This window comes from Mariniflexile aquimaris (assembly GCF_042676825.1).
Lineage (GTDB): Bacteria > Bacteroidota > Bacteroidia > Flavobacteriales > Flavobacteriaceae > Mariniflexile > Mariniflexile aquimaris.
This window is the reverse complement of record NZ_JBHTIB010000002.1, coordinates 98,630-124,585: the sequence shown is the minus strand read 5'-3', so window position 1 is coordinate 124,585 and position 25,956 is coordinate 98,630. Positions and strand designations below refer to the sequence as shown.

At 34.7% G+C, this 25,956-nt stretch carries 21 protein-coding genes and 1 tRNA gene; 14 read left to right on the top strand and 8 right to left on the bottom strand.

Annotated features, from left to right (window positions below; all coding sequences use genetic code 11):
* Nucleotides 1–1,218, top strand: coding sequence for a bifunctional folylpolyglutamate synthase/dihydrofolate synthase (locus tag ACFQ0I_RS00580; protein ID WP_379938411.1), 1,218 nt, complete (start codon nucleotides 1–3; stop codon nucleotides 1,216–1,218).
* Nucleotides 1,219–1,280: 62 nt separating this feature from the next.
* A tRNA-Val gene (locus ACFQ0I_RS00575) sits at nucleotides 1,281–1,355 on the top strand.
* 82 nt (nucleotides 1,356–1,437) lie between these two features.
* Here ACFQ0I_RS00575 and ACFQ0I_RS00570 read toward each other — a convergent pair.
* Entirely contained in the window at nucleotides 1,438–2,718 is a 1,281-nt protein-coding gene (locus ACFQ0I_RS00570; protein WP_379938409.1) for a UDP-N-acetylmuramoyl-tripeptide--D-alanyl-D-alanine ligase, read from the bottom strand.
* Nucleotides 2,719–2,893: 175 nt separating this feature from the next.
* The gene (gene gldJ / locus ACFQ0I_RS00565; protein ID WP_379938408.1) at nucleotides 2,894–4,585 is read right to left on the bottom strand and encodes a gliding motility lipoprotein GldJ; all 1,692 of its coding nucleotides are present in this window, start codon (nucleotides 4,583–4,585) and stop codon (nucleotides 2,894–2,896) included.
* A 265-nt stretch (nucleotides 4,586–4,850) separates the two neighbouring features.
* On the opposite strand from gldJ, the gene porU reads away from it, so the two are divergent.
* The 7 genes from porU (at nucleotide 4,851) to ACFQ0I_RS00530 (ending at nucleotide 14,876) form a co-directional block, all read left to right on the top strand.
* Entirely contained in the window at nucleotides 4,851–8,735 is a 3,885-nt protein-coding gene (porU, locus tag ACFQ0I_RS00560) for a type IX secretion system sortase PorU (RefSeq protein WP_379938407.1), read from the top strand.
* A 34-nt stretch (nucleotides 8,736–8,769) separates the two neighbouring features.
* Nucleotides 8,770–10,011 (top strand): type IX secretion system outer membrane channel protein PorV, encoded by a 1,242-nt coding sequence (porV, locus tag ACFQ0I_RS00555; RefSeq protein ID WP_379938406.1) that lies wholly within the window; start codon nucleotides 8,770–8,772, stop codon nucleotides 10,009–10,011.
* Between the two features lie 94 nt (nucleotides 10,012–10,105).
* Nucleotides 10,106–10,588: a cytidine deaminase gene (cdd, locus tag ACFQ0I_RS00550; protein ID WP_379938404.1), complete on the top strand. Its 483-nt coding sequence runs from the start codon at nucleotides 10,106–10,108 to the stop codon at nucleotides 10,586–10,588.
* A gap of 210 nt (nucleotides 10,589–10,798) precedes the next feature.
* Nucleotides 10,799–11,797: a pyruvate dehydrogenase (acetyl-transferring) E1 component subunit alpha gene (gene pdhA / locus ACFQ0I_RS00545; RefSeq protein WP_379938403.1), complete on the top strand. Its 999-nt coding sequence runs from the start codon at nucleotides 10,799–10,801 to the stop codon at nucleotides 11,795–11,797.
* A 3-nt stretch (nucleotides 11,798–11,800) separates the two neighbouring features.
* Nucleotides 11,801–13,450, top strand: coding sequence for a pyruvate dehydrogenase complex dihydrolipoamide acetyltransferase (locus ACFQ0I_RS00540; RefSeq protein ID WP_379938401.1), 1,650 nt, complete (start codon nucleotides 11,801–11,803; stop codon nucleotides 13,448–13,450).
* A 103-nt stretch (nucleotides 13,451–13,553) separates the two neighbouring features.
* Entirely contained in the window at nucleotides 13,554–14,237 is a 684-nt protein-coding gene (locus ACFQ0I_RS00535; protein WP_379938400.1) for an SDR family NAD(P)-dependent oxidoreductase, read from the top strand.
* Nucleotides 14,238–14,240: 3 nt separating this feature from the next.
* Entirely contained in the window at nucleotides 14,241–14,876 is a 636-nt protein-coding gene (locus ACFQ0I_RS00530; protein WP_379938398.1) for an HAD family hydrolase, read from the top strand.
* Between the two features lie 22 nt (nucleotides 14,877–14,898).
* On the opposite strand, the gene ACFQ0I_RS00525 is transcribed toward ACFQ0I_RS00530, so the two are convergent.
* From ACFQ0I_RS00525 to ACFQ0I_RS00510, 4 genes are all read right to left on the bottom strand, one after another.
* Nucleotides 14,899–15,606, bottom strand: a complete 708-nt coding sequence (locus ACFQ0I_RS00525) for a VIT1/CCC1 transporter family protein (protein ID WP_379938396.1) — start codon at nucleotides 15,604–15,606, stop codon at nucleotides 14,899–14,901.
* A gap of 78 nt (nucleotides 15,607–15,684) precedes the next feature.
* Complete coding sequence (locus ACFQ0I_RS00520; RefSeq protein WP_379938395.1) at nucleotides 15,685–16,560, bottom strand: sterol desaturase family protein; 876 nt, start codon at nucleotides 16,558–16,560, stop codon at nucleotides 15,685–15,687.
* Between the two features lie 55 nt (nucleotides 16,561–16,615).
* The gene (locus ACFQ0I_RS00515; protein ID WP_379938393.1) at nucleotides 16,616–17,089 is read right to left on the bottom strand and encodes a monoheme cytochrome C; all 474 of its coding nucleotides are present in this window, start codon (nucleotides 17,087–17,089) and stop codon (nucleotides 16,616–16,618) included.
* The gene (locus tag ACFQ0I_RS00510) at nucleotides 17,090–18,310 is read right to left on the bottom strand and encodes a sulfite oxidase (protein ID WP_379938392.1); all 1,221 of its coding nucleotides are present in this window, start codon (nucleotides 18,308–18,310) and stop codon (nucleotides 17,090–17,092) included. It abuts the gene before it with no gap.
* 327 nt (nucleotides 18,311–18,637) lie between these two features.
* Here ACFQ0I_RS00510 and ACFQ0I_RS00505 point away from each other — a divergent pair, with 327 nt between their 5' ends.
* The 4 genes from ACFQ0I_RS00505 (at nucleotide 18,638) to ACFQ0I_RS00490 (ending at nucleotide 22,682) form a co-directional block, all read left to right on the top strand.
* The gene (locus ACFQ0I_RS00505; RefSeq protein ID WP_379938391.1) at nucleotides 18,638–19,318 is read left to right on the top strand and encodes a hypothetical protein; all 681 of its coding nucleotides are present in this window, start codon (nucleotides 18,638–18,640) and stop codon (nucleotides 19,316–19,318) included.
* 135 nt (nucleotides 19,319–19,453) lie between these two features.
* Complete coding sequence (locus ACFQ0I_RS00500) at nucleotides 19,454–20,050, top strand: SprT-like domain-containing protein (RefSeq protein WP_379938389.1); 597 nt, start codon at nucleotides 19,454–19,456, stop codon at nucleotides 20,048–20,050.
* Nucleotides 20,051–20,054: 4 nt separating this feature from the next.
* Nucleotides 20,055–21,134: a mannose-1-phosphate guanylyltransferase gene (locus ACFQ0I_RS00495; protein ID WP_379938387.1), complete on the top strand. Its 1,080-nt coding sequence runs from the start codon at nucleotides 20,055–20,057 to the stop codon at nucleotides 21,132–21,134.
* Nucleotides 21,135–21,212: 78 nt separating this feature from the next.
* Entirely contained in the window at nucleotides 21,213–22,682 is a 1,470-nt protein-coding gene (locus ACFQ0I_RS00490; RefSeq protein ID WP_379938385.1) for a DUF389 domain-containing protein, read from the top strand.
* A gap of 1 nt (nucleotide 22,683) precedes the next feature.
* Here the strand turns inward: ACFQ0I_RS00490 and ACFQ0I_RS00485 are convergent, their stop codons facing one another.
* A complete protein-coding gene (locus ACFQ0I_RS00485) occupies nucleotides 22,684–23,451 on the bottom strand; it encodes an ABC transporter ATP-binding protein (RefSeq protein ID WP_379938384.1) in 768 nt (255 codons plus the stop codon).
* Nucleotides 23,451–24,188 carry an MlaE family ABC transporter permease gene (locus tag ACFQ0I_RS00480; RefSeq protein WP_379938382.1) on the bottom strand — a complete coding sequence of 246 codons (738 nt, stop codon included), beginning with the start codon at nucleotides 24,186–24,188 and terminating at the stop codon, nucleotides 23,451–23,453. Before ACFQ0I_RS00480 ends, ACFQ0I_RS00485 begins: the two co-directional genes overlap by 1 nt.
* Nucleotides 24,189–24,298: 110 nt before the next feature.
* On the opposite strand from ACFQ0I_RS00480, the gene pafA reads away from it, so the two are divergent.
* Complete coding sequence (pafA, locus tag ACFQ0I_RS00475) at nucleotides 24,299–25,951, top strand: alkaline phosphatase PafA (protein ID WP_379938380.1); 1,653 nt, start codon at nucleotides 24,299–24,301, stop codon at nucleotides 25,949–25,951.
* Nucleotides 25,952–25,956 lie beyond the last annotated feature (5 nt).

The following is a 25,956-nucleotide window of genomic DNA, read 5'->3' as shown; positions in this document are numbered from 1 at the left end:
ATGTCATATCAAGATACACTTAATTGGATGTTTTCTCAATTGCCAATGTATCAACGACAAGGTCAATCGGCGTTTAGAAAAGACTTATCAAATACTTTAGCCTTAGCCGAACATTTAAATTTTCCTGAAAAACATTTTAAAACCATTCATATTGCTGGTACTAACGGCAAAGGTTCCACTAGCCACATGTTAGCCTCTGTTTTGCAAGAAGCGGGTTATAAAGTTGGCTTGTACACGTCGCCACATTTAAAAGACTTTAGAGAGCGTATTAAAATAAACGGCAAAGAAGTAAGTAAACAGTTTGTCACTGCCTTTATTAAGCGTAATAAAGAGTTCTTCGAGCAACATTCATTGTCTTTTTTTGAAATGACCGTTGGTATGGCCTTCGAATATTTTAAAAAGCAAAAAGTTGACATAGCTGTGATTGAAGTTGGAATGGGCGGACGCTTAGACTCCACCAATATTATTACACCCGAAGTATCGGTTATTACAAACATAGGCTTAGATCATACACAATTTCTTGGAGATACACTGGAGGCTATTGCTTTCGAAAAAGGTGGCATTATAAAACCTAATGTTCCGGTTGTAATTGGTGAAACCCAAAAAGAGACCACAGCAGTTTTTAAGGCTTTGGCAGAAAAAAACAAATCCAATATTATATTTGCCGATCAACAGGAAACAGAAAGCTACACATCGGATTTAGCGGGATCTTACCAATCAAAAAATATAGTTACGGTTGTCAATGCTTTAAAGGAATTACAATTAAAGGGATTCAACATTAGCAAGCAAAACATTAAAGACGGACTGCGAAATGTAGTAAAAAATACGGGTTTAATGGGGCGTTGGCAGGTATTACAAGTACATCCGAAGATAGTTTGTGATACTGGACATAACAAAGACGGTTTAACCTATGTGATGAATCAGCTATCTAAAGAGCAGTTTGAGGCGTTGCATATTGTTTTTGGAGTGGTAAATGATAAAGATTTAAGTACGATTATTGATTTATTACCTAAAAATGCGCGCTATTATTTCTGCAAACCCGATATTCCTCGGGGATTAGATGCTCAGGAGTTAAAAAACATATTAAAGCCTCATGGTATTGAAGGTTTAGCCTATAATTCTGTAAATCAAGCTTATAAAATGGCATTAGAAAATGCTACAGCTAACGATTTTATTTTTGTTGGCGGTAGTACATTTGTTGTAGCAGAAATAATTTAAAATTTTATTAAAAAAGTTTTTGCAGATTAAAAATCTAAGTTATATTTGCACACCTAATTAAAGGGCGACTAGCTCAGTTGGTTCAGAGCATTTGGTTTACACCCAAAGGGTCAGGGGTTCGAATCCCTTGTCGCCCACAAAAAAAATCCTAAAGTTTATACTTTAGGATTTTTTGTTTTATATAGTATATTGAAATACTTTTTAATTCAAATTATGGAATTACAACAATTCCAAAACCCGCTCCAAAGCCATACCTCGTGAGCCTTTTATTAAAAGTAAGGTGTTTTGAAGTTTAGACATATCAGAAAGATTTTTTAAATCTTCAAATGAATTAAATTTCATGGCTTTTTCCGAATTGATTTTAGATTGAAAAAAGTTTTCACCAACAAATATTAATTGATCTATGTTTAGCGAAAGCGCTAAATCAGCAATTGTTTGATGTTCTGATTTTGCCGATTTTCCAAGTTCGAACATATCTCCTAGAATAGCCGTTTTAAATCCAGCTTGTTTTTCGAAATTTAAAAGAGCCGCGCGCATGCTAGTTGGGTTGGCATTGTAGGCGTCCAAAATTATTTTGTTGGTTCCTTTTTCTATAATCTGAGAGCGATTATTGGTTGGAACATAGTTTTCGATGGCTAGTTTTATTTTGTTTGGTTCAATCTCAAAATAGTCGCCAATTGTTATGGCCACGGCTATGTTGTTAAAATTATACTCGCCAATAAGCTGACTTTGTATGATGACGCCTTTGTAAAGACACGACACAAAAGGTTGCGCTTCTACAAAACTTATAGAAACATTGGTGCCTGAAACCGTGTTGCCAAAAGTAAATACATGGGCCTTTTTGGTTTTTCTAATTTGAATGGGATCATTTGCGTTTACAAATATGGTTTTGTTGTTTTTTATCAAATAATCATATAATTCGCTTTTGCCTGTTATTACGCCTTTAACGCCACCAAAACCTTCTAAATGGGCTTTTCCAAAGTTTGTTATATAACCATAGTCTGGTTTTGCAATGCTGCACAAAAACTCAATTTCTTTTTGATGGTTGGCGCCCATTTCAACAATCCCTATTTCGGTATCTTTTGTCATAGATAACAAGGTTAAAGGCACGCCAATATGGTTATTTAAATTACCAACGGTGGCTGTAGTTTTAAACTTTTGCGAAAGGGTTGCATTTATAAGTTCTTTTGTGGTAGTTTTTCCGTTGCTACCTGTAATAGCTAAAATCGGAATGTTTAAGTATTGTCTATGAAATGTTGCTAATTCTTGAAGCGTTTCAAGCACATCGTTTACTAAGATTGTTTTTTCTGAGGTTTTGTAAGCGTCCTCATCAATAATACAATATTTAGCGCCACTTGCTAAAGCTTGTTCCGCATACGTATTGCCATTAAAATTATCGCCTTTTAAGGCAAAAAACATATCGTTATTTTTAATTTTTCTGGTATCGGTACAAGCACTAGTGCATTCTAAAAAAAGACGATGTATTTGTTCTATGTTCATCTGTGATACTTAATTGTTTTTTATTTGTCAGATGCAATTCGCCATTAAACTTATTTGTTGGTATATTATGAATTGTTATGGCTTATTTCAAAAGATAAGTTTGTGTTGCAAACTTAAAAGTATTAAAAAAGTCCTAACTTTCATTAGGACTTTTTTACTTATTTTAAAAAAATTATTAATTTTTCTTTTTGGTTGTTGTTTTAGATTTAGAACCTACACGAGACATAGCACATCTAAATCCAATGTAATCGGTAGCCATATCTTGTGGAAAATAACGTCTTTGCGCTGGGTCTAACCAATACTCTCTATCTTTCCAAGAACCACCTTTGTAAACTCTTACTTCATCGTTAATTAATGAGGTTCTGTTATTCGATTTGTCGTATTGTCTAACTAATTTACCAGATGAATCTCTTGTAATAATATTTTTTGGTGAATTATACATTTTTCTGGTTTCATCTTTATTACCATTCGCTTCGTCATCTTCGTTAAAGCTTTCAAAACGACGTGATGATTGTCTGTCGCCATCTCTAAAGTTTATTGTATTACTCTTATCAAAATTGGTACGTAAATAAGTTTCATTTTCATCTACTGGTACTTGTAAAATTTCGCCTGGTAAGTTACGGGCTACGATTTTACCGTTTGATAAAGTGTCGTAAACAATATTATCAACAGTTACTACTTTAACGGTACCATCGTCATTAATAGCATTTTTGGTATAAACGTTACCACGATAATAATTAAAGTCGTTAAATTCATCATCAACAATAGGTCTGTATACATCGGCAACCCATTCTGCAACGTTTCCAGCCATATCGTATAAACCGAAATCGTTAGGAGCGTATGATTTTACTTTGTTTGTAATATCAGCACCATCATCAGACCATCCAGCAATTCCGCCGTAATCACCTTTACCTTGTTTAAAGTTTGCTAATTGATCGCCACGGAATTTACGTGAGCCATTACGAGTGTACTGACCATCCCATGGGTATTTTTTACGTCCGCGGTAAAGGTTGTAGCTTCTTACTTCACTTAATCCTAGGGCAGCATATTCCCACTCTGTTTCGGTTGGGAGTCTGTACTTAGGCGTAATTAGCCCAGTTTCTCTAGTTGCATAAATGTTAGATTCATTACCATCGGCATCTGTACGAACATAGCGTCTGTTACGTTTTTCACCGTTTATAATTTCCTCATTACCACCATAAGTCAAAGTCGGGGCATTGATGTAGGTATCGGTGCTAAATGTAGATTCGGCATTTACGTCTACAATTTTAGCATCGCGTTTTAAATAACCAGCTTTTTCTAAATTATATTCGTTTACACGGTCTGATCTCCAATTTGCAAATTCTACAGCTTGAATCCAACTTACACCAACAACAGGATATTCTCCATAACCTGGGTGACGTAAGTAATTTTCTGTCATAACTTCATTGTAACCTAATCGGTTTCTCCAAACAAGTGTGTCTGGTAAGGCACCATTATAAATGGCTCTAAAATTCTCGTCCGAAGGTGGATAAACTCGTTTAATCCAGTCTAAATACTCCATGTACATGGCATTGGTAACCTCGGTTTCGTCCATATAAAACGACTGAACATGCTGTTGATTTGGAGTGTTATTCCAATCATGCATAACGTCGTCTTGAACGCGACCTTTTGTAAAAGTTCCGCCTTCAACAAATACCAGACCAGGAGAAGTTTCTTGTTCTTTAAAGTCGGTATTGTATTGAAATCCACCTTCACGGGAGTTAATTTGCCACCCTGTAGCTCTAGAACTATTCTTTGAACTCGAAGATTTTTTACAGCTAGTTGAAGCTAAAGTTAAAGCTAAAACTAACAAAACCTTGAATGCTACTACTTTTTTCATATCCATACGTTTAAGTAAGCTAATAATATTTTTGGTGCTGCAATATAAGAATTAAACCGAATACCGCAAGCTATTTTTTACATTTTAACCAAAAAAAAGTGTATTTCACCCTATTTTTTAGTCATTACACCGATGTTTTTACTGAATTTGACCACAGTTTTGTGTTTTAATAACGTGTGATTTCCTAATTTATTATTGTATTTTTGACTCAGTTTTTAATATTGTGAGTTGTATTGAATACTAACGTAACATTAATAACGTTATTTTATCGATGAAAAAGAAATTTTTACTTTTACTATGTCTTACTTGTGTTTCGGCATTTGCTCAACAGCAAAAATTTGAGATCACTTGGGAAGCGTCTCAAAAAATATCTGCGGGAAGCTATTCCTTAGAAATTCCATCCTTTAATAAAGAGTACTTAAGTTTTGATTTTGAAGCTGGATTGATGTTTGTTGCACAATGGGAATCAACTTCGGTAATTAACGAAGCGTCTGTTTCGCTAAGCAATGTGACTTATGAATCTATTTCTAAATCTGAATTAAAAGATTTGGATATAAATACCATACCAACAAAATTAAAGTATAGTTTAAAAAATTCTTACGCCAGAGAGAAACAGTACGCTGTTTTTGAATTGGCACCAATAATAAAGGATGCCAATGGTGGATTTAGAAAAATAACATCGTTTGAAGTTAATTATTCCATTGGGGGTAATTTAAGTAAAACCACAACAATCAATAAGTTTGGTTCTACAAAAGCGGTTTCAAATTCTGTATTGAGTAGTGGTGAATGGTACCGATTTTATGTTGATACCACCGGAGTATTTAAATTGTCGAGGAGTTTTTTGCAACGTTTAGGGGTTAAAGTTAGTACCGTGGACCCAAGAACGATAAAAGTATATGGAAATGGTGGGCGTATGATTCCATATTCTAATGCCGTATCGTATCCATTCGACGTTCAAGAAAATGCCATAAAATTTGTTGGTGAAGAAGATGGGGTTTTTAACAGTGACGATTATATTTTGTTTTATGCACAAGGACCAAGAGAATATAATGCAGAAAGTAACACCAATATTAATTGTTATACAGATAAAACGTATTACTATATTAATGTAAGTTCTGGAACAGGAAAACGTATTCAATCATTTACGCAACCTTCAGGAACTATTGATATGATGATTAATACGTTTCAGGAATACAAATTTCACGAAGTAGATAATTATAATATTGCCTCGTTGGGAAGGCGTTGGTTTGGCGAACGTTTTGATGTTACAAGTAACAGAACCTTCACATTTAATTTTCCAGATTTAGTAACAACAGAACCTGTTGCGCTAAAAGTGTATGTGGCGGCAGCGTCTTCTACCACTACAAGTATGCAATTAACCGTGAACGGAACAACGGTTTCTACCTTATCAATTGCGGGAGCGTCATCGCCAAGTTTAGCAAACGAGTCGTTTTATTCTAATAATGTAAATGTAAGTGCATCAAAAATTACGGTTGGTTTAAACTATAATAATAACGGGAATCCAAGTGCTTTAGGATATTTAGATTACATATCAATAACCGCAACGCGGGCATTAAAATTTAATAGTAAGCAGTTTCAATTTAAAAATAATGCTGTGGCATCAGCATCGGGTATTGGGCAATATACCATTTCTAATGCAACGCAAGTAAATGAAATTTGGGACGTTACAGATATTTACAATGTTTCTAATTTTATAAATACAGATGCAGCTTCCAGCCTTAGTTTTACATCAAATCTTGGAACCTTAAAAACCTATGTAGCATTAACGCCTTCAGATTATTTTGAACCTAAATTCGATTCAAAAACTACGATAAGCAACCAAAACATAAAAGGAACGGTTTTTTTAGATAATCAAGGCACATTTCAAGATGTGGATTATATTATTGTAGCGCCAGTTAATATGCTAAGTCAGGCAGAGCGATTGGCAGAAATAAATAGAAATCAGTATAATTTAAATGTAAAAGTTTATTCGCTTGACGCAATATATAACGAATTCAGTACAGGAAATCAGGATATTGGAGCCATAAGAAATTTGGTAAAATATGTTTATGATAATGCCAGTACATCAGATAAAAGTATAAAGTATCTATGTTTGTTTGGCGATGGTTCTTTTGATTATAAAGATAGAGTTCCAAATAACACTAATATTGTGCCCTCATGGCATTCTTACAGTAGTTTTAACCTGACTAATTCTTTTGTTTCTGATGATTTTTATGGCATGATGGATGCCAGTGAAGGTACTATGGCAACATCCGATAAATTAGATGTGGCAGTCGGGAGAATTTTGGCAGATACACCGCTGCGTGCCAAAGAATTGGTAGACAAAATAGAATCGTATTATAAAAAAGAAGCTTTAGGAAGTTGGCGAAATAATTTTGTGGTAGTATCAGACGATGTTGATAAAGATTGGGAAGGTATTTTACAGGAAACAACCGATAATGTTGGTAATTTAGTATCACAAAATAAACCGTTTATGAATGTGGTTAAAATACATTCAGATGCGTTTAAACAAGAAACTTCTGCCGGAGGGAACAGATATCCAGAAGTAAACACTGAATTTGTAAATGCCATAGATAATGGCGCGTTGGTTGTTAATTATTTTGGACATGGAGGTGAAGATGGTTTAGCTCAAGAACGTATTTTTTTAAAAACCGATATTGAAGGGTTGCGTAACTATTACAAGTTAAATTGTTTTGTAACAGTTACTTGTGAATTTACCAAGTTCGATAACCCGTACAAAGAAACAGCAGGCGAGTATGCCTACTGGAGCAAAGAGGCAGGCGCCATTGGTTTAATTACCACTACCAGACAGATATTTGTAAGTTTTGCAATTAGTTTCAATAATTTATTAGGGGAGTATTTGTTTTCGTATAGCGATAAGGATACTTATAGCGATTACGAATATCCTTCAATGGCCGAAGCTTTAAGATTAACAAAAAACGATCCCTCCATTGCGGGTCAAAGTCAAACACGATTAATCTTTTTTATTGGCGACCCTGCCATGAAATTAGCATTTGCCAAACCAAATATTAGGTTAACCAAAATAAACGATGTGCCAATTGCGCAATCTACAGACACTTTACAAGGGTTGAGTTATGTAAAACTTGCTGGAGAAGTAACCGATATTTCAGGAAATATTTTAACCAGTTACAACGGTATTTTGTCAACAACTATTTACGATAAGGATATTGACAGAGAGACTTTAGCAAACGATGGTACCACATTAAACGGGCAAGTGGTTAAATTAAATTTTAAAACCTTAGGCGAAGTTATTTTTAGAGGACAGGCTTCGGTGAAAAACGGACAATTTGAATTCGATTTTGTGGTGCCTAAAGACATTGGTATTTCTGTGGGTTATGGGAAGGTTAGCTTTTACTCAAAAAATGAAGGCTTGCTAGAAGACCAATCGGGTGCTAGTGTAAATACCGTAAAAATTGGAGGGTTAAATGCCAATGCAGAAGAAGACAATATTGGGCCGGTGATTACACTTTACATGAACGACGAGAATTTTGTTTCAGGAGGTATTACAAACGAATCGCCAACATTATTAGTAAAATTAGAAGATGCTAATGGAATAAATACCGCTAGTGGTATCGGGCACGATATTGTGGCTATTCTAGATGGCGATGAAACAAATCCTTATGTATTGAATGATTATTATCAAACCGAGTTAGATAATTATCAAAAAGGCGTGGTAAGTTTTCCTTTTAGAGATTTAGAACCTGGTTTACATACATTAACCATTAAAGCTTGGGATGTTTATAATAACTCTTCCACAGCCGAAATTCAGTTTATTGTATACGATGAAGACGAAGTATTACAAATTAATAACGTTCTAAATTACCCAAATCCCTTTGTAAATTATACAGAATTTTGGTTTAATCACAATAGTTCTGCCTCTTTAAACGTTTCTATACAGATATTCACTGTCTCTGGTAAATTAGTGAGAACCTTAAACGGGCAAACATCTGGAGGTGGTATTACCAACAGTTCCCTATCTCGAGATATCATTTGGGATGGAAGAGACGATTTTGGTGATAGAATCGGGAAAGGCGTATATATTTACAAACTCACCGTTCAATCTGATTTGCTAAATAAAAAAGTTGAAAAAATTGAAAAGCTTGTAATACTATAATAAAAATTTATATTTGTTAAATTAAAATCAATTCATGAAGAATCAACTATTGCTACTAATTGCCTTCGCTTTTATGTTAAAAGTAGATGCGCAAACAACCTTAATTCCAGATCTAGAAAGTTCGAGAGTTATTACCACAGGAGTACCATTTATATTAATTGCCCCAGATGCCAGAGCAGCGTCTATGGGAGATATGGGGGTGGCCACCTCGGTGGATGCATTCTCACAACAATGGAATGCATCAAAATATGCGTTTTCAGAAACTAAATCTGGAATAGCGGTAAGTTACACGCCCTACTTAAGTAAATTAGTGAATGATATCTTTTTAGGTAACGTTACTTATTTTAACAGATTAGACGAGCGTAGTGCATTTGCGGCAAGTCTTAAATATTTCTCGCTTGGTGATATTGAATTTGTTACAGACGAATTTTCTGAAGCATTAATTCAACGGCCAAATGAGTTAACAATCGATGCATCCTATGCGCTTAGACTGTCAGATCAATTTGCTATGTCTGTTGGCATGCGTTATTTGCGATCAGATTTAAGATTAGACGGTGTAGATGGCGATGCAACACCTGCAAGTACCTTTGGTGTTGATATAGCGGGATATTATCAAACAGAAGAAGAAGCTTATTCCGATTTTAACGGACGTTGGAGAATGGGATTTGCGATTCAAAATATTGGACCAAAGTTTAAATATGATGAAGGTGGCGAAGAAAATTTTCAGCCTACTAATTTACGTTTAGGTGCTGGTTTCGATTTTATATTTGATGATTATAATAAAGTGGCAGTAACCGCTGAGGTTGCAAAATTATTAGTACCAACACCGCCAATTTATAACGATGAATATAATTATACAGATAATAATGGAAATGGCGTTTACGATGAAGGAACTGATACTTTAGGGAGCAGAGTCGCTTCAGATGTTAGTATATACAAAGGAAAAGACCCAAATGTAGGTTTCTTGTCAGGGATGTTTCAGTCGTTTGGTGATGCACCAGATGGTTTTAGCGAAGAGTTAAAAGAATTTACCTGGTCGTTAGGAGCAGAGTACGTTTATCAAGATTCGTTTGCATTCAGAGCCGGATATTTTAATGAAAGTGAAGAAAAAGGTGCAAGAAAATTTTTATCCTTAGGAGCTGGTTTTAAAGCCAATGTGGTAAATATCGATTTATCTTACTTGTTCTCGGCTTCGAAAGTGCAAAGTCCGCTAGAAAACACCTTGCGTTTTTCGTTAACCTTTAATATAGGTGCCGGAGAGTATAATGAATATTAGTATAAAACCAATTTTTAAAATATTAAAAACTATTGCTTAGGCAGTAGTTTTTTTGTGTAATATAGTTTCTTAACTTTATGAAAACATATCATGTATGAAGGAAGTAAAAATTGAATCAACTTTATACCTATTCGAAAATACTGATGCGCTTCCAGCCGAAGTTGCTTCATTAATGCAAAAAGCTGTCGAAGCAAGAGATAAAGCCTATGCGCCTTATTCAAATTTTAATGTTGGCGCTGCTATTTTATTAGACAATGGGGTGATTATAACTGGAAGCAATCAGGAGAATGCCTCCTATCCTTCGGGCTTATGCGCAGAGCGAACCGCAATTTATTATGCAGGTTCTCAATATCCGGAAGCAAAAATAATTAGAATGGCCATTTCGGCGACGTCCAAAAGAAAACCCACGAGTACTCCAATTCCTCCATGTGGTGCTTGCCGACAAGCGATTTCCGAATATGAAATAAAACAAGATAAGCCCATAGAAATTTATTTTATGGGAGAGACAGGAAAGGTGGCAAAATCAAACTCGTTAGCAAACCTTTTACCGTTTATTTTTGATAAATCATTTCTTTAATTATTGATTAAAGTAGTAAAATTTGATGAACTCAAACGATTGAAATTTGCAATCTTGTAGTATTAAGAGTAAAAAATTGATAAATAATCAACAATGACAAAAATCAGTGGTTTTTTTATTTTTTTTATACTTTAATCAATTTACGTTTTTGCAATGTCATTCAAAGTGTTACTTTTGTAATTCCTATTATTTATAAACTAAGATTAGCCAATGCAAAAAATCACAAAAGAGGTTTACCTCAAATGGTATGAAGATATGTCATTCTGGAGAAAGTTTGAAGACAAATTAGCTGCAGTATATATTCAACAAAAAGTTAGAGGGTTTCTACATCTATACAATGGTCAAGAAGCTGTATTAGCAGGTGCTTTACATGCTATGGATTTGACTAAAGATAAAATGATAACCGCTTACAGAAATCACGTTCAGCCAATAGGTATGGGCGAAGATCCAAGACGCGTAATGGCAGAACTTTATGGAAAAGCCACTGGTACTTCTAAAGGTATGGGAGGCTCAATGCATATTTTTTCTAAAGAGCACGGTTTTTACGGTGGTCACGGAATTGTTGGAGGACAAATTCCTTTAGGTGCAGGAATGGCATTTGGAGATAAATATCACGGCAGAGATGCTGTTACAATTTGTTGTTTTGGTGATGGTGCTGCGAGACAAGGTTCTTTACATGAAACATTCAATTTAGCAATGCTTTGGAATTTGCCTGTAGTTTTTGTTTGCGAAAACAATGGTTACGCTATGGGAACATCTGTTGAGCGTACTGCAAATCACCCAGACGTTTGGAAATTAGGAAAAGGCTATGAAATGCCTTGTGGTCCTGTAGATGGGATGAATCCTATTAAAGTTGCTGAAGCTTTTGATGAAGCCATTCAACGTGCTAGAAAAGGTGGCGGACCAACATTCTTAGAATTAAAAACATACCGTTATAGAGGGCATTCAATGAGTGATGCTCAGCATTATAGAACAAAACAAGAAGTAGAGGAGTACAAGAAAATTGACCCTATTACGCAAGTAAAAGATGTTATTCTTGAAAAGAAATACGCTTCAGAAGATGATCTTAAAGCAATTGATAAACGCGTTAAAGCTTTAGTGGCTGAATGCGAGAAATTTGCTGAAGAATCTCCATTCCCAGAAAAGCAACAACTTTACGATATGGTTTACGAACAACAAGATTATCCATTTATTCAACACAAAATATAAGTTATGGCAGAGATTATTAATATGCCGCGTTTAAGCGATACAATGGAAGAAGGAACGGTTGCTACTTGGTTGAAAAAAGTGGGCGACAAAATTAGTGAAGGCGATATTTTAGCTGAAATTGAAACTGATAAAGCGACGATGGAGTTTGAATCTTTTTATGAAGGTACCTTGCTTTATATAGGTATTCAAGAAGGGCAAACTACAAAAGTAGACGAGTTATTAGCGATTATTGGTGAAGAAGGCGAAGATATTTCTGGGTTAATTGCAGGTGGTTCTGCACCTAAAAAAGAAGAAGCGGCAAAAGAAGTAGTAAAAGAAGCTGTTGCCGAAGTTAAAGAAACTCCTAAAGAAGCAAAAGCTGAGGTAGTAGCTGAAAAAGCGGAATTACCTGAAGGTGTTATCGTTGTTACGATGCCACGTTTAAGTGATACGATGGAAGAAGGAACGGTTGCTACTTGGATTAAAAAAGTGGGCGATGAGGTTTCTGAAGGCGATATTTTAGCTGAAATTGAAACAGATAAAGCGACAATGGAATTCGAATCATTCCAGTCAGGTACTTTATTATATATAGGATTACAAGAAGGAGAGTCGGCGAAAGTAGATTCTTTATTAGCAATTATCGGACCTGCAGGAACAGATGTTTCTGGGGTAGCGGCTAATTTTTCTGTGGCTTCGCCTGCAGCAGCAGCTGAAGCACCAAAACAAGAAGCTCCAAAAGCTGAAGTTGCAAAAGAAGCGCCTAAACAAGAAGCTCCAAAAGCAGTTTCGACACAGCCTAGTGCCACAGTAAATACTACGGGAAGAGTATTTGTTTCGCCGTTAGCTAAAAAAATAGCTGATGAAAAAGGAATAAATTTAGCTCAAGTTAAAGGTTCTGGAGAAAACGGTCGTATTGTAAAATCTGATGTAGAGAATTTTGTTCCTTCTGCACAGTCTGCAGTTGTAAGCGGTCCTTTCGTGGCAACTGGTCAGGAAGATTTTGAAGAAATTCCAAACTCGCAAATGCGTAAAGCCATTGCTAAAGCATTAACGAATTCTAAATTTACTGCGCCACATTATTACTTAAATGTAGAATTCGATATGGAGAATGCGATTGCATTCCGTGCGCAATTCAATACCATACCAGATACTAAAATATCTTATAATGATATGGTAGTAAAGGCATGTGCGTTAGCTTTAAAACAGCATCCACAAGTAAACTCTCAGTGGTTTGCAGATAAAATGCGTTTAAACAACCATGTACATATTGGTGTTGCGGTAGCTGTGCCAGACGGATTAGTAGTGCCAGTAGTAAAGTTCGCAAACGAGCAATCTTTACCACAAATTGGTGCTGCAGTTAAAGAACTTGCAGGAAAAGCTAGAAACAAAAAGTTAACGCCTCAAGATATGGAAGGTAGTACGTTTACAGTTTCTAACTTAGGTATGTTTGGTATCGATACATTTACCTCTATTATTAACCAACCTAATTCGGCGATTCTTTCTGTAGGAAATATTGTTGAAAAACCAGTGGTTAAAAACGGGCAAATTGTTGTAGGTAATACCATGAAATTATCATTAGCATGCGATCATAGAACTATTGATGGTGCAACGGGAGCTCAATTCCTTCAAACATTAAAAGGATATATTGAAAATCCGGTAACGATGCTGGTATAATATAATTACAAACTCCCTTAAAAGGATCAATTATATAAAACTAAAAACCTGTTTCATCTGTTTGAAACAGGTTTTTTTTATCTTTAAACTTTAAAATGGGTTAATGACAAAAAACATAATAATAACAGGAACAAGTAGAGGTATTGGTTTTGAATTAGTAAAATTATTTGCTAACGCAGGACACAATGTATTAGCGCTTTCGCGGAATGAAAAGCCCGTTGAAAATCTTAAATTGGCGAAGGTGAAATCGTTTTCATTTGATTTAAATGATACTGAAGCGTATAAAAAAGTTGAAGATTTTGTAACGTCAAATTGGAAACAGGTAGATGTTTTGATTAACAATGCGGGTATGCTTATAAATAAACCATTTTCGGAGATTTCAATGGAAGATTTTGAGCGCGTTTATAAAACCAATGTTTTTGGCGTAGCCGAATTAACGCGGGTTATTATTCCGTTTATGAAAAAAGATGGGCATGTAGTTACCATAAGTTCAATGGGTGGTGTGCAAGGCAGCATGAAGTTTCCTGGGTTGGCTGCGTATAGTAGTAGTAAAGGCGCTGTAATTACCTTAACGGAGTTATTGGCCGAAGAATATAAGGAAACCGGTCCTAGTTTTAATGTGTTGGCGCTTGGAGCGGTTCAAACGGAAATGTTAGAAGAAGCATTTCCTGGTTACATTGCTTCAACTTCGGCATTGCAAATGGCTGAATATATTTTCGATTTTTCCCTTAATGGAAACAAATATTATAATGGCAAATTATTGCAGGTTTCTAATTCTACACCTTAAATTATGAGTAAATATAAATGCATAATTTTTGATTGTGATGGTGTTTTGGTTGATAGCGAACCCACAAGCATTCAAATACTTGTTGATATGGCCAACGGCTACGGAGCCAATATTGATATGGCCTATGGCATGAAACATTTTAAAGGCAGTTTTTTTTATTCCTGTAAAAATAAAATTGCCCAATTAACAGATACTATTTTACCCGATTCGTTTGAAGAGGACTACAGACAACAAAGTTTTGAAGCTTTTAAAAAAAATATGCAGCCCGTACAAGGGATAAGAGAGCTGTTGAATAATTTGGAGTTACCGTTTTGTGTGGCATCTAGTGGACCTGAAAATAAAATCAGACTGAATTTAGAATTAAGTGGTTTGCTGCCTTATTTTGAAAATAAAATTTTCAGTTGCTATACCATTGAAAAATGGAAACCAGATCCAGCAGTTTTTTTATGGGCAGCCGAAACTATGGGTTTTGCGCCCGAAGAATGCCTGATTATTGAAGATAGTTTGTCTGGCGTGTATGCCGCAAAAAATGGTGGTTTCGATGTGTTTGGTTTTACCGCACACGACTATAACAACGAGTTAGAAGAACATGCTACGAAAACCTTTAAAAGCATGAATTCGCTCTTAAAAATGATTTAAGTTTTTATTTGTTTGATTAAAGTCAGCCAACATTTACGCCAAACCAGTAGCCAACCAGCGCTGTTAATCCCATGGCGACGGTACCCCAAAAAGTAATTCTAATTATAGCTTTGCCAATGTTGGAGCCTCCAGCTTTAGCGGCAATAATTCCCAAAATTATTAGAAAAAGAGTTGCGAAACCATACAAATAGTACTCCATATATGTTAAAGGAAAGAGTAAAGTAACTAATAAAGGTAGAACTCCACCAAAAGTAAAAGCGCCACCTGAAGCTATAGCGGCTTGTATGGGTTTAGCTTGACTGACTTCGTTAATACCTAATTCGTCTCTAACATGTGTAGCTAAGGCATCAAATTCTGTAAATTCTTTAGCAACTATTAAGGCGGTTTCTTTTTTTAATCCGCGTTTTTCATAAATGGACGCTAACATTTCTAGTTCCATTTCAGGCGTATCGGCTAATTCTTGTTTTTCGCGTTCAATATCGGCTTTTTCAATATCAGTTTGCGAACTTACAGAAACATATTCTCCTGCAGCCATTGATAGCGCACCAGCAACAAGTCCAGCTAAAGTTGCCAATATAATAGGTTCTCTTAAATCGCTTGCAGCGGCAACACCTATAGCAATACTAGCCGTTGAAAGTATGCCATCGTTAGCACCAAGTACTGCCGCTCTAAGCCAATTACTTCGTTGTATATAATGGGGGTCTAAATAACCATCTGCTAAGTCTTCCATTTTTTACGTTTTAGTTTATTCAATTAAGCGTATATAAATGTAAGACTTTCAGTATGAATTTTTTAATTCTATTAGAATTTAATTTTGCCCCTTTTTAAAGCCATACAAGTTTTGATGAATAAAATCTTTTGGGAATTTATCGTCACCTTTAAATCCAATTTCAATAGTGCCACTATCTTCAGGGATATAATTTGTTTTAAAAATATAATCCCATAAACTTAAGCTAATGCCGTAGTTTACGCCATATGTTCCTTTAGGTAACACATACGCGTGGTGGTATAAGTGCATCACAGGATTATTAAAAACATACTTAAGCGGACCCCAAGTTATTTTAATGTTAGAATGGTTTAAGTGCCCGATAGCAATAGCAACAAAGTGTACTATATAAGCTTGTTCTGGCTCAAAACCACCAAGTAGCATAACGCCAAAGGTTTTTAGGGGTTTGTATAAGATGTTTTCCATCCAATGATATCTTAAATGTGCCGCAAAACCCATTTCTTTAACACTATGGTGTACTTTGTGGAATTTCCATAAAAAGGCATATTTATGTAATAAAACATGCGTAAACCATTGCACAAAATCTAGTATAAAAAAGAATATTAATAATTGCGCCCACATTGGCCAGATGGCTATATCGATAATGGCGAAACTTTTAGCGGTGATATTAAATTCACCAAAAACAACACCTAAGATGTTATAAACACCACTTATTACAATTGAAAAGACAAAAAAGTTGAAATACATATAAAAGGCATCCAGCCAAAAATCTTTTCTAATAATAGATTGTTCTTTTCTCCAAGGGAATGTGATTTCTAATAGCCAAACGACTATAGAAATTACTGTAAGTCCCCAAAAGTAATTCGTATACCATGGTACTTCAAAAAGAATTGATTTCCATGTCCAAGTTAAAGTGCCGTTAAAGGCATTCATAAAGGCATCTAAATATTTTTCCATAACTAATTAATTTATTGTTTGTTTACTATTTAATTTTTACTTCAGAATTGAAAGATTACTCTTTTAATTCATACCATTCTATATTTGTTAAAATTTCTCTTCTTCCTTTATCCTTTGGTGGGTAATTTTTAACCAGATAATTTACTATTATTTCTTGATTTTTACCTAACTCCCAAAGGTTTTGTGTTTCTTGCATCCATTTTATAGTCGCATTCCACCGCTCTGCATTCATTCGGTTTTGAATTATTAATTTTGATGAATGACAATTAGTGCAATTATTTACTACAGTCATTAATCCTTCGGCATCAATTAATCCGGTTCTTACATGAATACCATTTTCTATTCTATCTTCATCAACTTCAACAGGAGCGCTAACAATAGTTTCGGTTTTTGTTTCAAAAGTGAAAAAATTAGGATTAATGGTGTAATATACAAGTATACCACCTGTAATTACAAATAAACTAAAAAGTAAAACCATTAAGCGGTATACTTTTCTAATTTGCCTCCTAAGATCTTCTTCTTTAGACATTTAGCTAACTTTTACAGCGATTCTATGACATGCATTGTTTAAATAGCCTTTTGGATTCCAACCTGGTAATAACATTGGTTGAGCAATTCCTTTACTATCTGTAGCCCTTGCCCAGATCTCATAATATCCTTTTTTAGGAAAGTTTACACTTGCCTTAAAATGTTGCCACGCAAATCGGTTTGACGGTTTTTCAACGCTGCAGGATTTCCAGGTAGATCCAAAATCTATGGAGTATTCCATTTTAGCAACTTCTAAATCGCCAGCCCAAGCATGCCCTCTTATATTTAACGCTTTTCCTTCCTTAATCATGGCGCCAGATTTTGGATACGTAATTAAAGATTTAACGGGCATAGATTCTATAATACACATGTCTTCATCTTTAACTTTTTCCCCTGGAGCCACTGGTTTACATGGCATTCTGTAGGCATCACCAGTCATTTTTGCACCATCATGAACTTTGTTTCTTATACTTATTCTGTTAATCCATTTTCCTGAAACAGATGCTGGCCAGCCACCTACAATTAGACGCAACGGGTAGCCATGTATAAGCGGGATGTCTTCCCCATTCATTTTAAAAGCCAATAGCGTTTCATCTTCATTCGCCTTCCACATTGGGCAACCTCTAGAAATTGGTTCTTTATTTGGGTCTCTACTCAAGTGTAAATCTGTAGCATGGTAACCAATATAAACCGCGTTGCTTTTTACGCCGGCATCTTTTAGTACATCGCGTAAACGAACACCTGTCCAAGAAGCACAATGCACTGCACCAACAGTCCATTGGTTGCCTTTAGCAGGTGGATTAAATTCACTTCTGCCGTTTCCTCCACACTCGATGGTAACTTGGTAGGTGTGTTGTTCAAATTTTGATTTTAATTCAGCCAGCGTGTATGTTTTTTTATTAACAACAGATTCTCCATCAATGGTTAAGCTCCATTTTTTAGCGTCATTTCCTTCTGGTACTAAGCCATTGTTTCTTATAAACATACAGGAATTGGGTGTAATGTTATCATCTAACAAATGCGCCTGTGCTTCGATATTCCATGGCTTATCATTAAGCACAATCATGTCCTTATGTTTATTAAACATTTTAAAAGGATCTGGGTCTTGTAGCGCCAAAGGGCTATACCCATCTAGTAGGCGAGAACCAAAAACAATCTCTGCACCAATAAGAGTTGCAAACGTGCTTAATGTTGCTTTTTTAGCGAAATCTCTTCTTTTCAAAATGACTGTATTAAAGATTTATATTAATAAAACTGGTTTAAAGTACAATTTCTAAAAATCTTCAATTGTAACTATTGTTACATTGGTTGATTGAGATATGCGAAAAGTATATTAATAAATAATATTAAATATTTTATTTGAGTTGCAAAATGATATAAATCAGTTAAAAAATTGGTTAAGCAAACTGATTGAAATCATTTTGAAAAACATATAATTTAAGATCTTTATCTAAGATGTTTTCTGGTGGCAGAACTGTTGTGTAACATTGGTTACATTAAAACTGTATTGCTATTAGTATTTTTCCAAACTAATGAAAAACAATTAATTATGGTAAAAGATTTCGAAACTAAATTTACAGGTTGGGCATTTATTGTGGCCGCTTTGTTACTGTGGGGAGGATGGGCATTGTCTTCACATCATGTAGGTGAATATTTTGTTGCCTCAGATTTTACAGCCATTGGCGAAAATGTATGGTACTGGATTTGGATGTATCGATTTCATATTTTTGGTTGGGTAACCATGGCTATTTCCATGTTTGCTTTCGTGTCTATTACAGCAAAAAAACCTTATAGAGTTTTAATATTACCCGGAGCAGGAATGGTGATTGTTGGAACCTTTACCATTGCCATCGCAGCAGCGTATTATTATAATTATGGTGCTTGGGGCGTGGGACAAATCGCTGGTAAATCGGCAGAAGAAATAGAATTATTTATGAATGATATTTTATATACAAACCAATATGTAACCTGTTTTGTGCGTTTTGGACGAATTTTTTCTGGTGTGGGATTGGTGCTATTAGGTGCTGGCTTGGTTAAATGGAATATTGTTGCCAAATGGTTAGGATGGTTTACTATTTTATTAGGACTTGCTGCCGTAGGAGTAATTATATCGATACCAGATAATTTCGAAATTTACAAACCATTATTTCATGTAAAAGTTATTTGGTTAGTAGCTATGGGTGTGATGCTTTTAAAACAAGGCGTTAATCTTAAAGAAGAGAAATCTTAATATTTTTTATATCATAGAAATTTATAAGAGGCATTGAATAATCATTTTATTCAGTGCCTTTTCATTTGCTGTTACGATTAAGTTAAATATATTTCCAATTGTATTTCTTAAAAGAATTCGTGTATTTTTGCGCTAATGCAAAATAAACTTCGAGACTATATTTCGCCAAACGCCATGCCTCAAATTATAAAACTTTTGGAGCATGATCATTTGGTTGTTAAAATTAAAAACGAACGCAAAACCCGCCATGGCGATTATATGCGTTTGCCAAATGGGAAGCATCAAATTACTATAAATTCTAATTTAAACGAATACCGTTTTTTAATTACACTTATACATGAAATAGCGCATTTTGAAGCTTATAGAACTTATGGGCGGTTTATTAAACCACATGGGATAGAGTGGAAAAAAACCTTTCAGCATTTAATGTTACCTTTTTTAAATCCAGATATTTTTCCGAATTATTTATTGCCTATGCTAGCGAAGCATTTTAAAAACCCGAAAGCATCGAGCGATAGCGATGCGGTTTTGGCCTTAGCTTTAAAGCAATTCGACGAACCTAACAATAAAACCTTTATTTTTGAAGTACCTTTAGGACATACTTTTAAAATTTATAACGGAAAAGTTTTTAAAAAAGGAGAAAAACGAACAAAGCGTTTCGAGTGTCTTGAGATTAAAACAGGAAAATTGTATCTTTTTAACCCAAACGCAGAAGTTGAAATAATAACATAATAATATGAATAAAAATTATTACGCAATATTAATGGCAGGTGGTGTAGGATCACGCTTTTGGCCTATTAGCACCGAAGAATTTCCAAAACAGTTTCACGATATGTTAGGAACTGGCGATACATTAATTCAAAAAACCTTTCAAAGACTTTCACATTTAATTCCGAAGGAAAATATTTTTATATTAACTAACGAGCGGTATAACGATTTGGTTTTTGAACAATTACCAGAAGTTACACAGCGTCAGGTGGTTTTAGAACCTGCCATGAGAAATACAGCGCCTTGTATTTTATATGCCTCTTTAAAAATTCAGAAAGAAAATCCAGATGCTATTATGATTGTGGCACCTAGTGATCATTGGATTGAAGACGAAGCAACATTCTCTAAAAATGTAAAACAAGCGTTTGAATTTTGCTCGAAAAATAATGCACTGATGACACTTGGTATTCAACCAACGTTCCCAAATACCGGATATGGTTATATTGAGTTTGACAAAACGTCTGCCAATACAATAAAATCTGTAAACCAGTTTAGAGAAAAACCCGATTACGAAACTGCAAAAGAATTTATCGCTCAAGGTAATTTTTTATGGAATGCTGGTATTTTTATGTGGAGTGTAAAAAGCGTCATTGAAGCTTTTCAAAACAATCAACCAAATTTATATGCGCTTTTTGAGAATGGTATTAGCGCATATAATACAGATTTAGAAGACAGTTTTATAAAAGAAAATTACCCGAAGGCGGAAAATATTTCGGTGGATTACGCCATTATGGAAACCTCTAAAAATGTATTTGTAATTGCTGCTGAGTTTGATTGGAACGACCTTGGAACTTGGGGTAGTTTGTATGATAAATTAGATAAAGATGCTGCAAACAATGCGGTGGTTCATGCCAGAACTTTAACCGAAGATGCTTCGGGGAATATGATAAGAACCAAAAAAGATAAAATTGTGGTGATTGATGGTATAAACGATTATATTATTGTTGATAAGGACGAGGTATTGCTAATTTATCCAAAGACCAAAGAGCAGGATATTAAAAAAGTATTGCAAAAGGTTAAAGATAAATTTGGAAAACATTACGGATAGGCAATTTTAATTTATTGCAAGAATAATTAAGTCTAATAAAGTTTTTGTTGGTGGGTTTACGCTATAAAAATACATTAAATGGAAGAAAATAATTTAAAATCTCCTGCGGTTGGAAATGGTGCAACTGAACAGGCAGAGCCTGTAATTAATAAAGACGCAGAAGGAATTTTTATTAGTATTAAAAAGTTTTTAAAAGAACTTCTCGATTTTAGAGATGATACCGATAGAGATGCTACTATTCAGGCAATAAAAACCGATATTCCATTTAAGGGAGCTACGGCTTGGATTTTAATATTTGCCATTTTTGTCGCCTCTATTGGTTTGAATGTAAGTTCTACTGCCGTGGTAATCGGTGCCATGTTAATTTCGCCTTTAATGGGGCCTATTCTAGGGGTTGGAATGGCTTTAGCTATTAATGATATTGATACCTTAAAACGTTCTTTAATTAGCTTAGTTGTAATGGTATTTTTAAGTGTATTAACCGCTTATTTGTACTTTAAATTGTCGCCCCTCACGCAATTAACACCAGAACTTGAGGCAAGAACACAGCCAAATATACTGGATGTTTTTGTGGCCATATTTGGTGGTTTAGCACTTATTGTTGCCAGAACAAAAAAAGGAACCATTGCTTCTGTAATTTTTGGTGTTGCCATTGCAACAGCTTTAATGCCACCATTATGTACAGCAGGTTATGGTTTAGCAGTTGGTAACCTAAAGTTCTTTTTTGGTGCCATGTATTTGTTTTCTATAAATACAATTTTTATCGCTTTATCTACATTTTTAGTGTTAAAAACACTGCGTTTTCCAATGCTTAAATATGCGAATTCGCAAAGACGACGCATGATTTCTAGATTAGCCATGTTAACCGCTATTGTTGTAATGATACCAGCAGGTTTTACATTTTGGAATGTTTATAACGAAACCATGTTTGATGTAGAATTAAAAAGATTCATTGAAGTTGAAATAAAGTCGAATGATGCCTTACAATTAATGCACTATGAAAGTGATTATACTAACAAATCGCTTGAGCTTAATTTTTTTAATGAAATCACCGAAGCTACCAAAAAGGACTTGTATAATGAATTGAAAAATAATCCGCAGTATTTAAATTTAAAAAACGTATCGCTAAAAATTAAAGGGAGCGATACTAAAAGTTACGAGTTAATTTCGAGTGCGTATCAAGATGCCCGAATAGAATTGAAAGAAAGTAAAAATATTATCGCAGGACTTCAAAAGGAAATTGAAGAGTTGCAAACCGAAATTGTAAAATTAAATGAGGAAATAGAGCACAATAATTCGCAAAACAATCAGGTCGCTTTTTCGTCTTTATCGAGAGATGCCAAAGTGCGTTTTAGCGATTTAGACTATTTTAGTTTTGCTAAGGTGTTAGAATCTAAAGATTTTATAAAGATAGATACGTTAAACGTGGTAACAGTAAAATGGCATTCTAAATTAAAAGAAAGTGTTTTAGAAAAGAAAGAAAAAGAGTTAAACGATTGGTTAAAAAGCGAGCTTAAAGTAAAGAATGTTATTATAAAACACGATTAATTTATTGCTTCTCTTCTATATACATTTGTCGCACTTTTTTCATTAGTTCTGAAGAGTAAACAAAATCGGTTACCACTTGATTGTCGGTTTTAAAGATGGTGTTTTTTGAACCTTCCCAAGCCTTTAGCCCGTTTTTTAAGAATACTATTTTCTCGCCTATTTCCATAACCGAGTTCATGTCGTGAGAATTAATTACGGTGGTAATATCGTATTCTTCGGTAATTTCTTTAATTAAATTATCTATAACAATTGCTGTTTTAGGATCTAACCCAGAGTTTGGCTCATCGCAAAACAAATATTTAGGCTTGTTTACAATCGCTCTTGCTATAGCAACACGTTTTTGCATACCTCCCGAGGCTTCACTCGGTTTTTTCTTATGTGCATCGGATAAATTCACGCGATTTAAAACAAAATCCACACGGTCTTCCATTTCGCTTTTACTTTGATTGGTAAACATGCGCAATGGAAACATAACGTTTTCTGCGATGGTCATAGAATCAAACAAGGCGCTACCTTGAAATACCATTCCTATATCACCTCTTAAATTTCGTTTCTGGTCTTCAGATAATTCAGAAAATATTTTTCCATCATATGAGATGCATCCTTCTTCATATGGAAATAACCCCAAAAGGCATTTAATAAACACGGTTTTCCCAGAGCCACTTTGCCCAATAATAAGATTGGTTTGTCCCTTTTCAAATGTGGTGCTTATTCCTTTTAAAACTTCAACACCATCAAACGATTTATGTAAATTTTTAACTTCAATCATTAACTTAAAAGCATTTGGGTTAAGAAATAATTTAGTAAGATAATAACAACACTCGTCCATACAAAGGCTGTTGTACTAGCTTTCCCTACTTCAAGCGCACCACCTTTCATGTAATAACCATGAAACGATGGAATGGTGGCTAAAACAAATGCAAAAACAAAGGTTTTTATAAACGCATAAGTAATGTGAAATGGAATAAAATCTGTTTGAATACCAAAAATATAATCTTCAAGCGAGCTAAACCCACCGTAAACACAAGCGGCCATACCTCCTAGAATACCCAGAAACATACCAATGGCAATGGCAAAAGGATATAACATTAAGGCAACTGCTTTAGGAAACACTAAATAATTTAATGAGTTTATTCCCATAACTTCTAAGGCATCAATTTGTTCTGTAACGCGCATGGTGCCTATACTCGAGGTAATAAACGACCCTACTTTCCCTGCCATAATTATCGAGGTAAAAGTTGGTGCAAATTCTAGTATAACGGATTGCCTAGTTGCAAATCCGACTAAATATCGTGGAATTAAAGGGTTACTTATATTTAATGCCGTTTGAATAGTGATTACACCTCCCACAAAAAACGATATAAATGCGATGATACCTAAAGAGCCAATAACTAAATCGTCAATATCTTTTAAGATAAGATTTTTCATCACAGACCATTTGGTGGGTTTGCGAAACATTTCGGCTATCATTAAAAAATAGGAACCAATATTATGTAAATAAGTCATATTCAATTTTAATAGCGCTAAAGTAAAAAAAAGTTAGAGGTATTTAACTTTAATTTTAAATTAAGATATATTAAAAGGTGTATTTTTGAATCAAAATACGAATAGTTATAATGAAAAATACAGTTTCTTTTTTATTTGCCATAATTTTAATGTTTTCATGCAAAGCACAAAACAGTCAAGTGTCTAGGCATAATGAAACTTCTGGCAAACCAAAGCTGGTTGTTGGGATCGTAGTAGACCAAATGCGATACGATTATTTAACCCGTTTTTACAGTAAATTTGGCGATGGTGGGTTTAAACGCATGATGAATGAAGGATTTAATTGTAAGAACAATCATTTTAATTATGTGCCTACTTATACAGGTCCTGGGCATGCATCAGTTTATACAGGCACGACGCCTAGTTATCATGGCATTATAGCTAACGATTGGTACGATAAAGAGGCTAAAAAAAGTGTGTATTGTGCTGGTGATGATAAAGTTGAAGCTGTTGGCATTGATACCGAAGAAGGTAAAATGTCTCCACATAGAATGAAGACAACAACCTTTGCAGACGAAAACCGATTGTTTACACAAATGCGTGGTAAAACCATTGGTATTTCGGTAAAAGACCGCGGTGCAATTTTACCGGCTGGTCATACCGCAAATGCGGCGTATTGGTTTTATGGAAAAGATAAGGGCCATTTTATTAGTAGTACCTTTTACATGAATAGTTTACCTAATTGGGTAATAGAATTTAATAATTCTAATAAAGCACAGTCGTATTTAAAACCTTGGAATACCTTATATGCCATAGAAACTTATACCGAAAGCGGTAGTGATTTAAATAATTTTGAAGGCGGTTTTAAAGGAAAAGAAACTGCAACATTCCCATATGATTTAAATGTTTTAAAAGAGCAAAATGGTGGTTTCGATATTTTGAAAGGAACACCCTATGGCAATAGCATTGTAGCAGATTTTGCTATAGCTGCGGTAACGGGAGAACAACTCGGTCAAGATGCTATTACCGATGTGCTTGCGGTGAGTTTTTCGAGTACAGATTACGTGGGACACAATTTTGGAGTAAACTCTAAAGAAGTTGAAGATACCTATATTCGTTTAGATAAAGATTTAGAACGCTTTTTTAAAGCTTTAGATAGTAAAGTTGGCAAAGGAAATTACACCGTTTTTTTAACTGCCGATCATGCGGCAATAGATGTGCCAGCGTATTTGCAAAGTGTTAAAGTACCTGCTGGTTATATTGATTCGAACACACAAAAAGTGAAGTTTACTGAATTTATGAAAACTACTTTTGGTTCAGCCGATTTAATTGAAAACGTAAGTAATAATCAGGTGTTTTTAAATAGATCAAAAATTAAAGAATTGAAGTTAGATTTAGGTGCTGTACAAGAAGCGATTGTTAACGAAATAATCAACTATTCCAATATTGACAGGGCGTACACCGCAAAAGTTATGAGTTCTACAGAGTTTACTGCGGGAATTGAAACCTTGTTGAAAAAAGGGTTTAACCAAAAACGCTCCGGTGATGTGCTTTTTGTGTACGATCCAGCATTTATTTCGTACGGAAAAACGGGTTCAACACATGGTAGTGGTCTAAATTACGATACCCATGTACCCTTATTATTCTTCGGCAAAGGGATAAAACACGGGGAAACATTACAAAAAACAGAAATAACCGATATTGCTCCAACCATGTCTGCACTTTTAAATATTAGTTTTCCAAACGGTTCTATAGGTAAGCCACTAGATTTTGTATTAGATTAGTTTGA

Excerpts from the sequence above, each read along its gene's own strand:
- ACFQ0I_RS00500 (WP_379938389.1), top strand. The coding sequence starts at position 19,454 with ATGCAAAATAAACTTCGAGACTATATTTCGCCAAACGCCATGCCTCAA.
- ACFQ0I_RS00525 (WP_379938396.1), bottom strand. The coding sequence starts at position 15,606 with ATGGAAGACTTAGCAGATGGTTATTTAGACCCCCATTATATACAACGA.
- ACFQ0I_RS00480 (WP_379938382.1), bottom strand. The coding sequence starts at position 24,188 with ATGACTTATTTACATAATATTGGTTCCTATTTTTTAATGATAGCCGAA.
- ACFQ0I_RS00570 (WP_379938409.1), bottom strand. The coding sequence starts at position 2,718 with ATGAACATAGAACAAATACATCGTCTTTTTTTAGAATGCACTAGTGCT.
- ACFQ0I_RS00535 (WP_379938400.1), top strand. The coding sequence starts at position 13,554 with ATGACAAAAAACATAATAATAACAGGAACAAGTAGAGGTATTGGTTTT.
- porU (WP_379938407.1), top strand. The coding sequence starts at position 4,851 with ATGAAAAAGAAATTTTTACTTTTACTATGTCTTACTTGTGTTTCGGCA.
- gldJ (WP_379938408.1), bottom strand. The coding sequence starts at position 4,585 with ATGGATATGAAAAAAGTAGTAGCATTCAAGGTTTTGTTAGTTTTAGCT.
- ACFQ0I_RS00520 (WP_379938395.1), bottom strand. The coding sequence starts at position 16,560 with ATGGAAAAATATTTAGATGCCTTTATGAATGCCTTTAACGGCACTTTA.
- porV (WP_379938406.1), top strand. The coding sequence starts at position 8,770 with ATGAAGAATCAACTATTGCTACTAATTGCCTTCGCTTTTATGTTAAAA.
- ACFQ0I_RS00505 (WP_379938391.1), top strand. The coding sequence starts at position 18,638 with ATGGTAAAAGATTTCGAAACTAAATTTACAGGTTGGGCATTTATTGTG.
- ACFQ0I_RS00530 (WP_379938398.1), top strand. The coding sequence starts at position 14,241 with ATGAGTAAATATAAATGCATAATTTTTGATTGTGATGGTGTTTTGGTT.
- cdd (WP_379938404.1), top strand. The coding sequence starts at position 10,106 with ATGAAGGAAGTAAAAATTGAATCAACTTTATACCTATTCGAAAATACT.
- pdhA (WP_379938403.1), top strand. The coding sequence starts at position 10,799 with ATGCAAAAAATCACAAAAGAGGTTTACCTCAAATGGTATGAAGATATG.
- ACFQ0I_RS00580 (WP_379938411.1), top strand. The coding sequence starts at position 1 with ATGTCATATCAAGATACACTTAATTGGATGTTTTCTCAATTGCCAATG.
- ACFQ0I_RS00515 (WP_379938393.1), bottom strand. The coding sequence starts at position 17,089 with ATGTCTAAAGAAGAAGATCTTAGGAGGCAAATTAGAAAAGTATACCGC.
- pafA (WP_379938380.1), top strand. The coding sequence starts at position 24,299 with ATGAAAAATACAGTTTCTTTTTTATTTGCCATAATTTTAATGTTTTCA.
- ACFQ0I_RS00485 (WP_379938384.1), bottom strand. The coding sequence starts at position 23,451 with ATGATTGAAGTTAAAAATTTACATAAATCGTTTGATGGTGTTGAAGTT.
- ACFQ0I_RS00490 (WP_379938385.1), top strand. The coding sequence starts at position 21,213 with ATGGAAGAAAATAATTTAAAATCTCCTGCGGTTGGAAATGGTGCAACT.
- ACFQ0I_RS00540 (WP_379938401.1), top strand. The coding sequence starts at position 11,801 with ATGGCAGAGATTATTAATATGCCGCGTTTAAGCGATACAATGGAAGAA.
- ACFQ0I_RS00495 (WP_379938387.1), top strand. The coding sequence starts at position 20,055 with ATGAATAAAAATTATTACGCAATATTAATGGCAGGTGGTGTAGGATCA.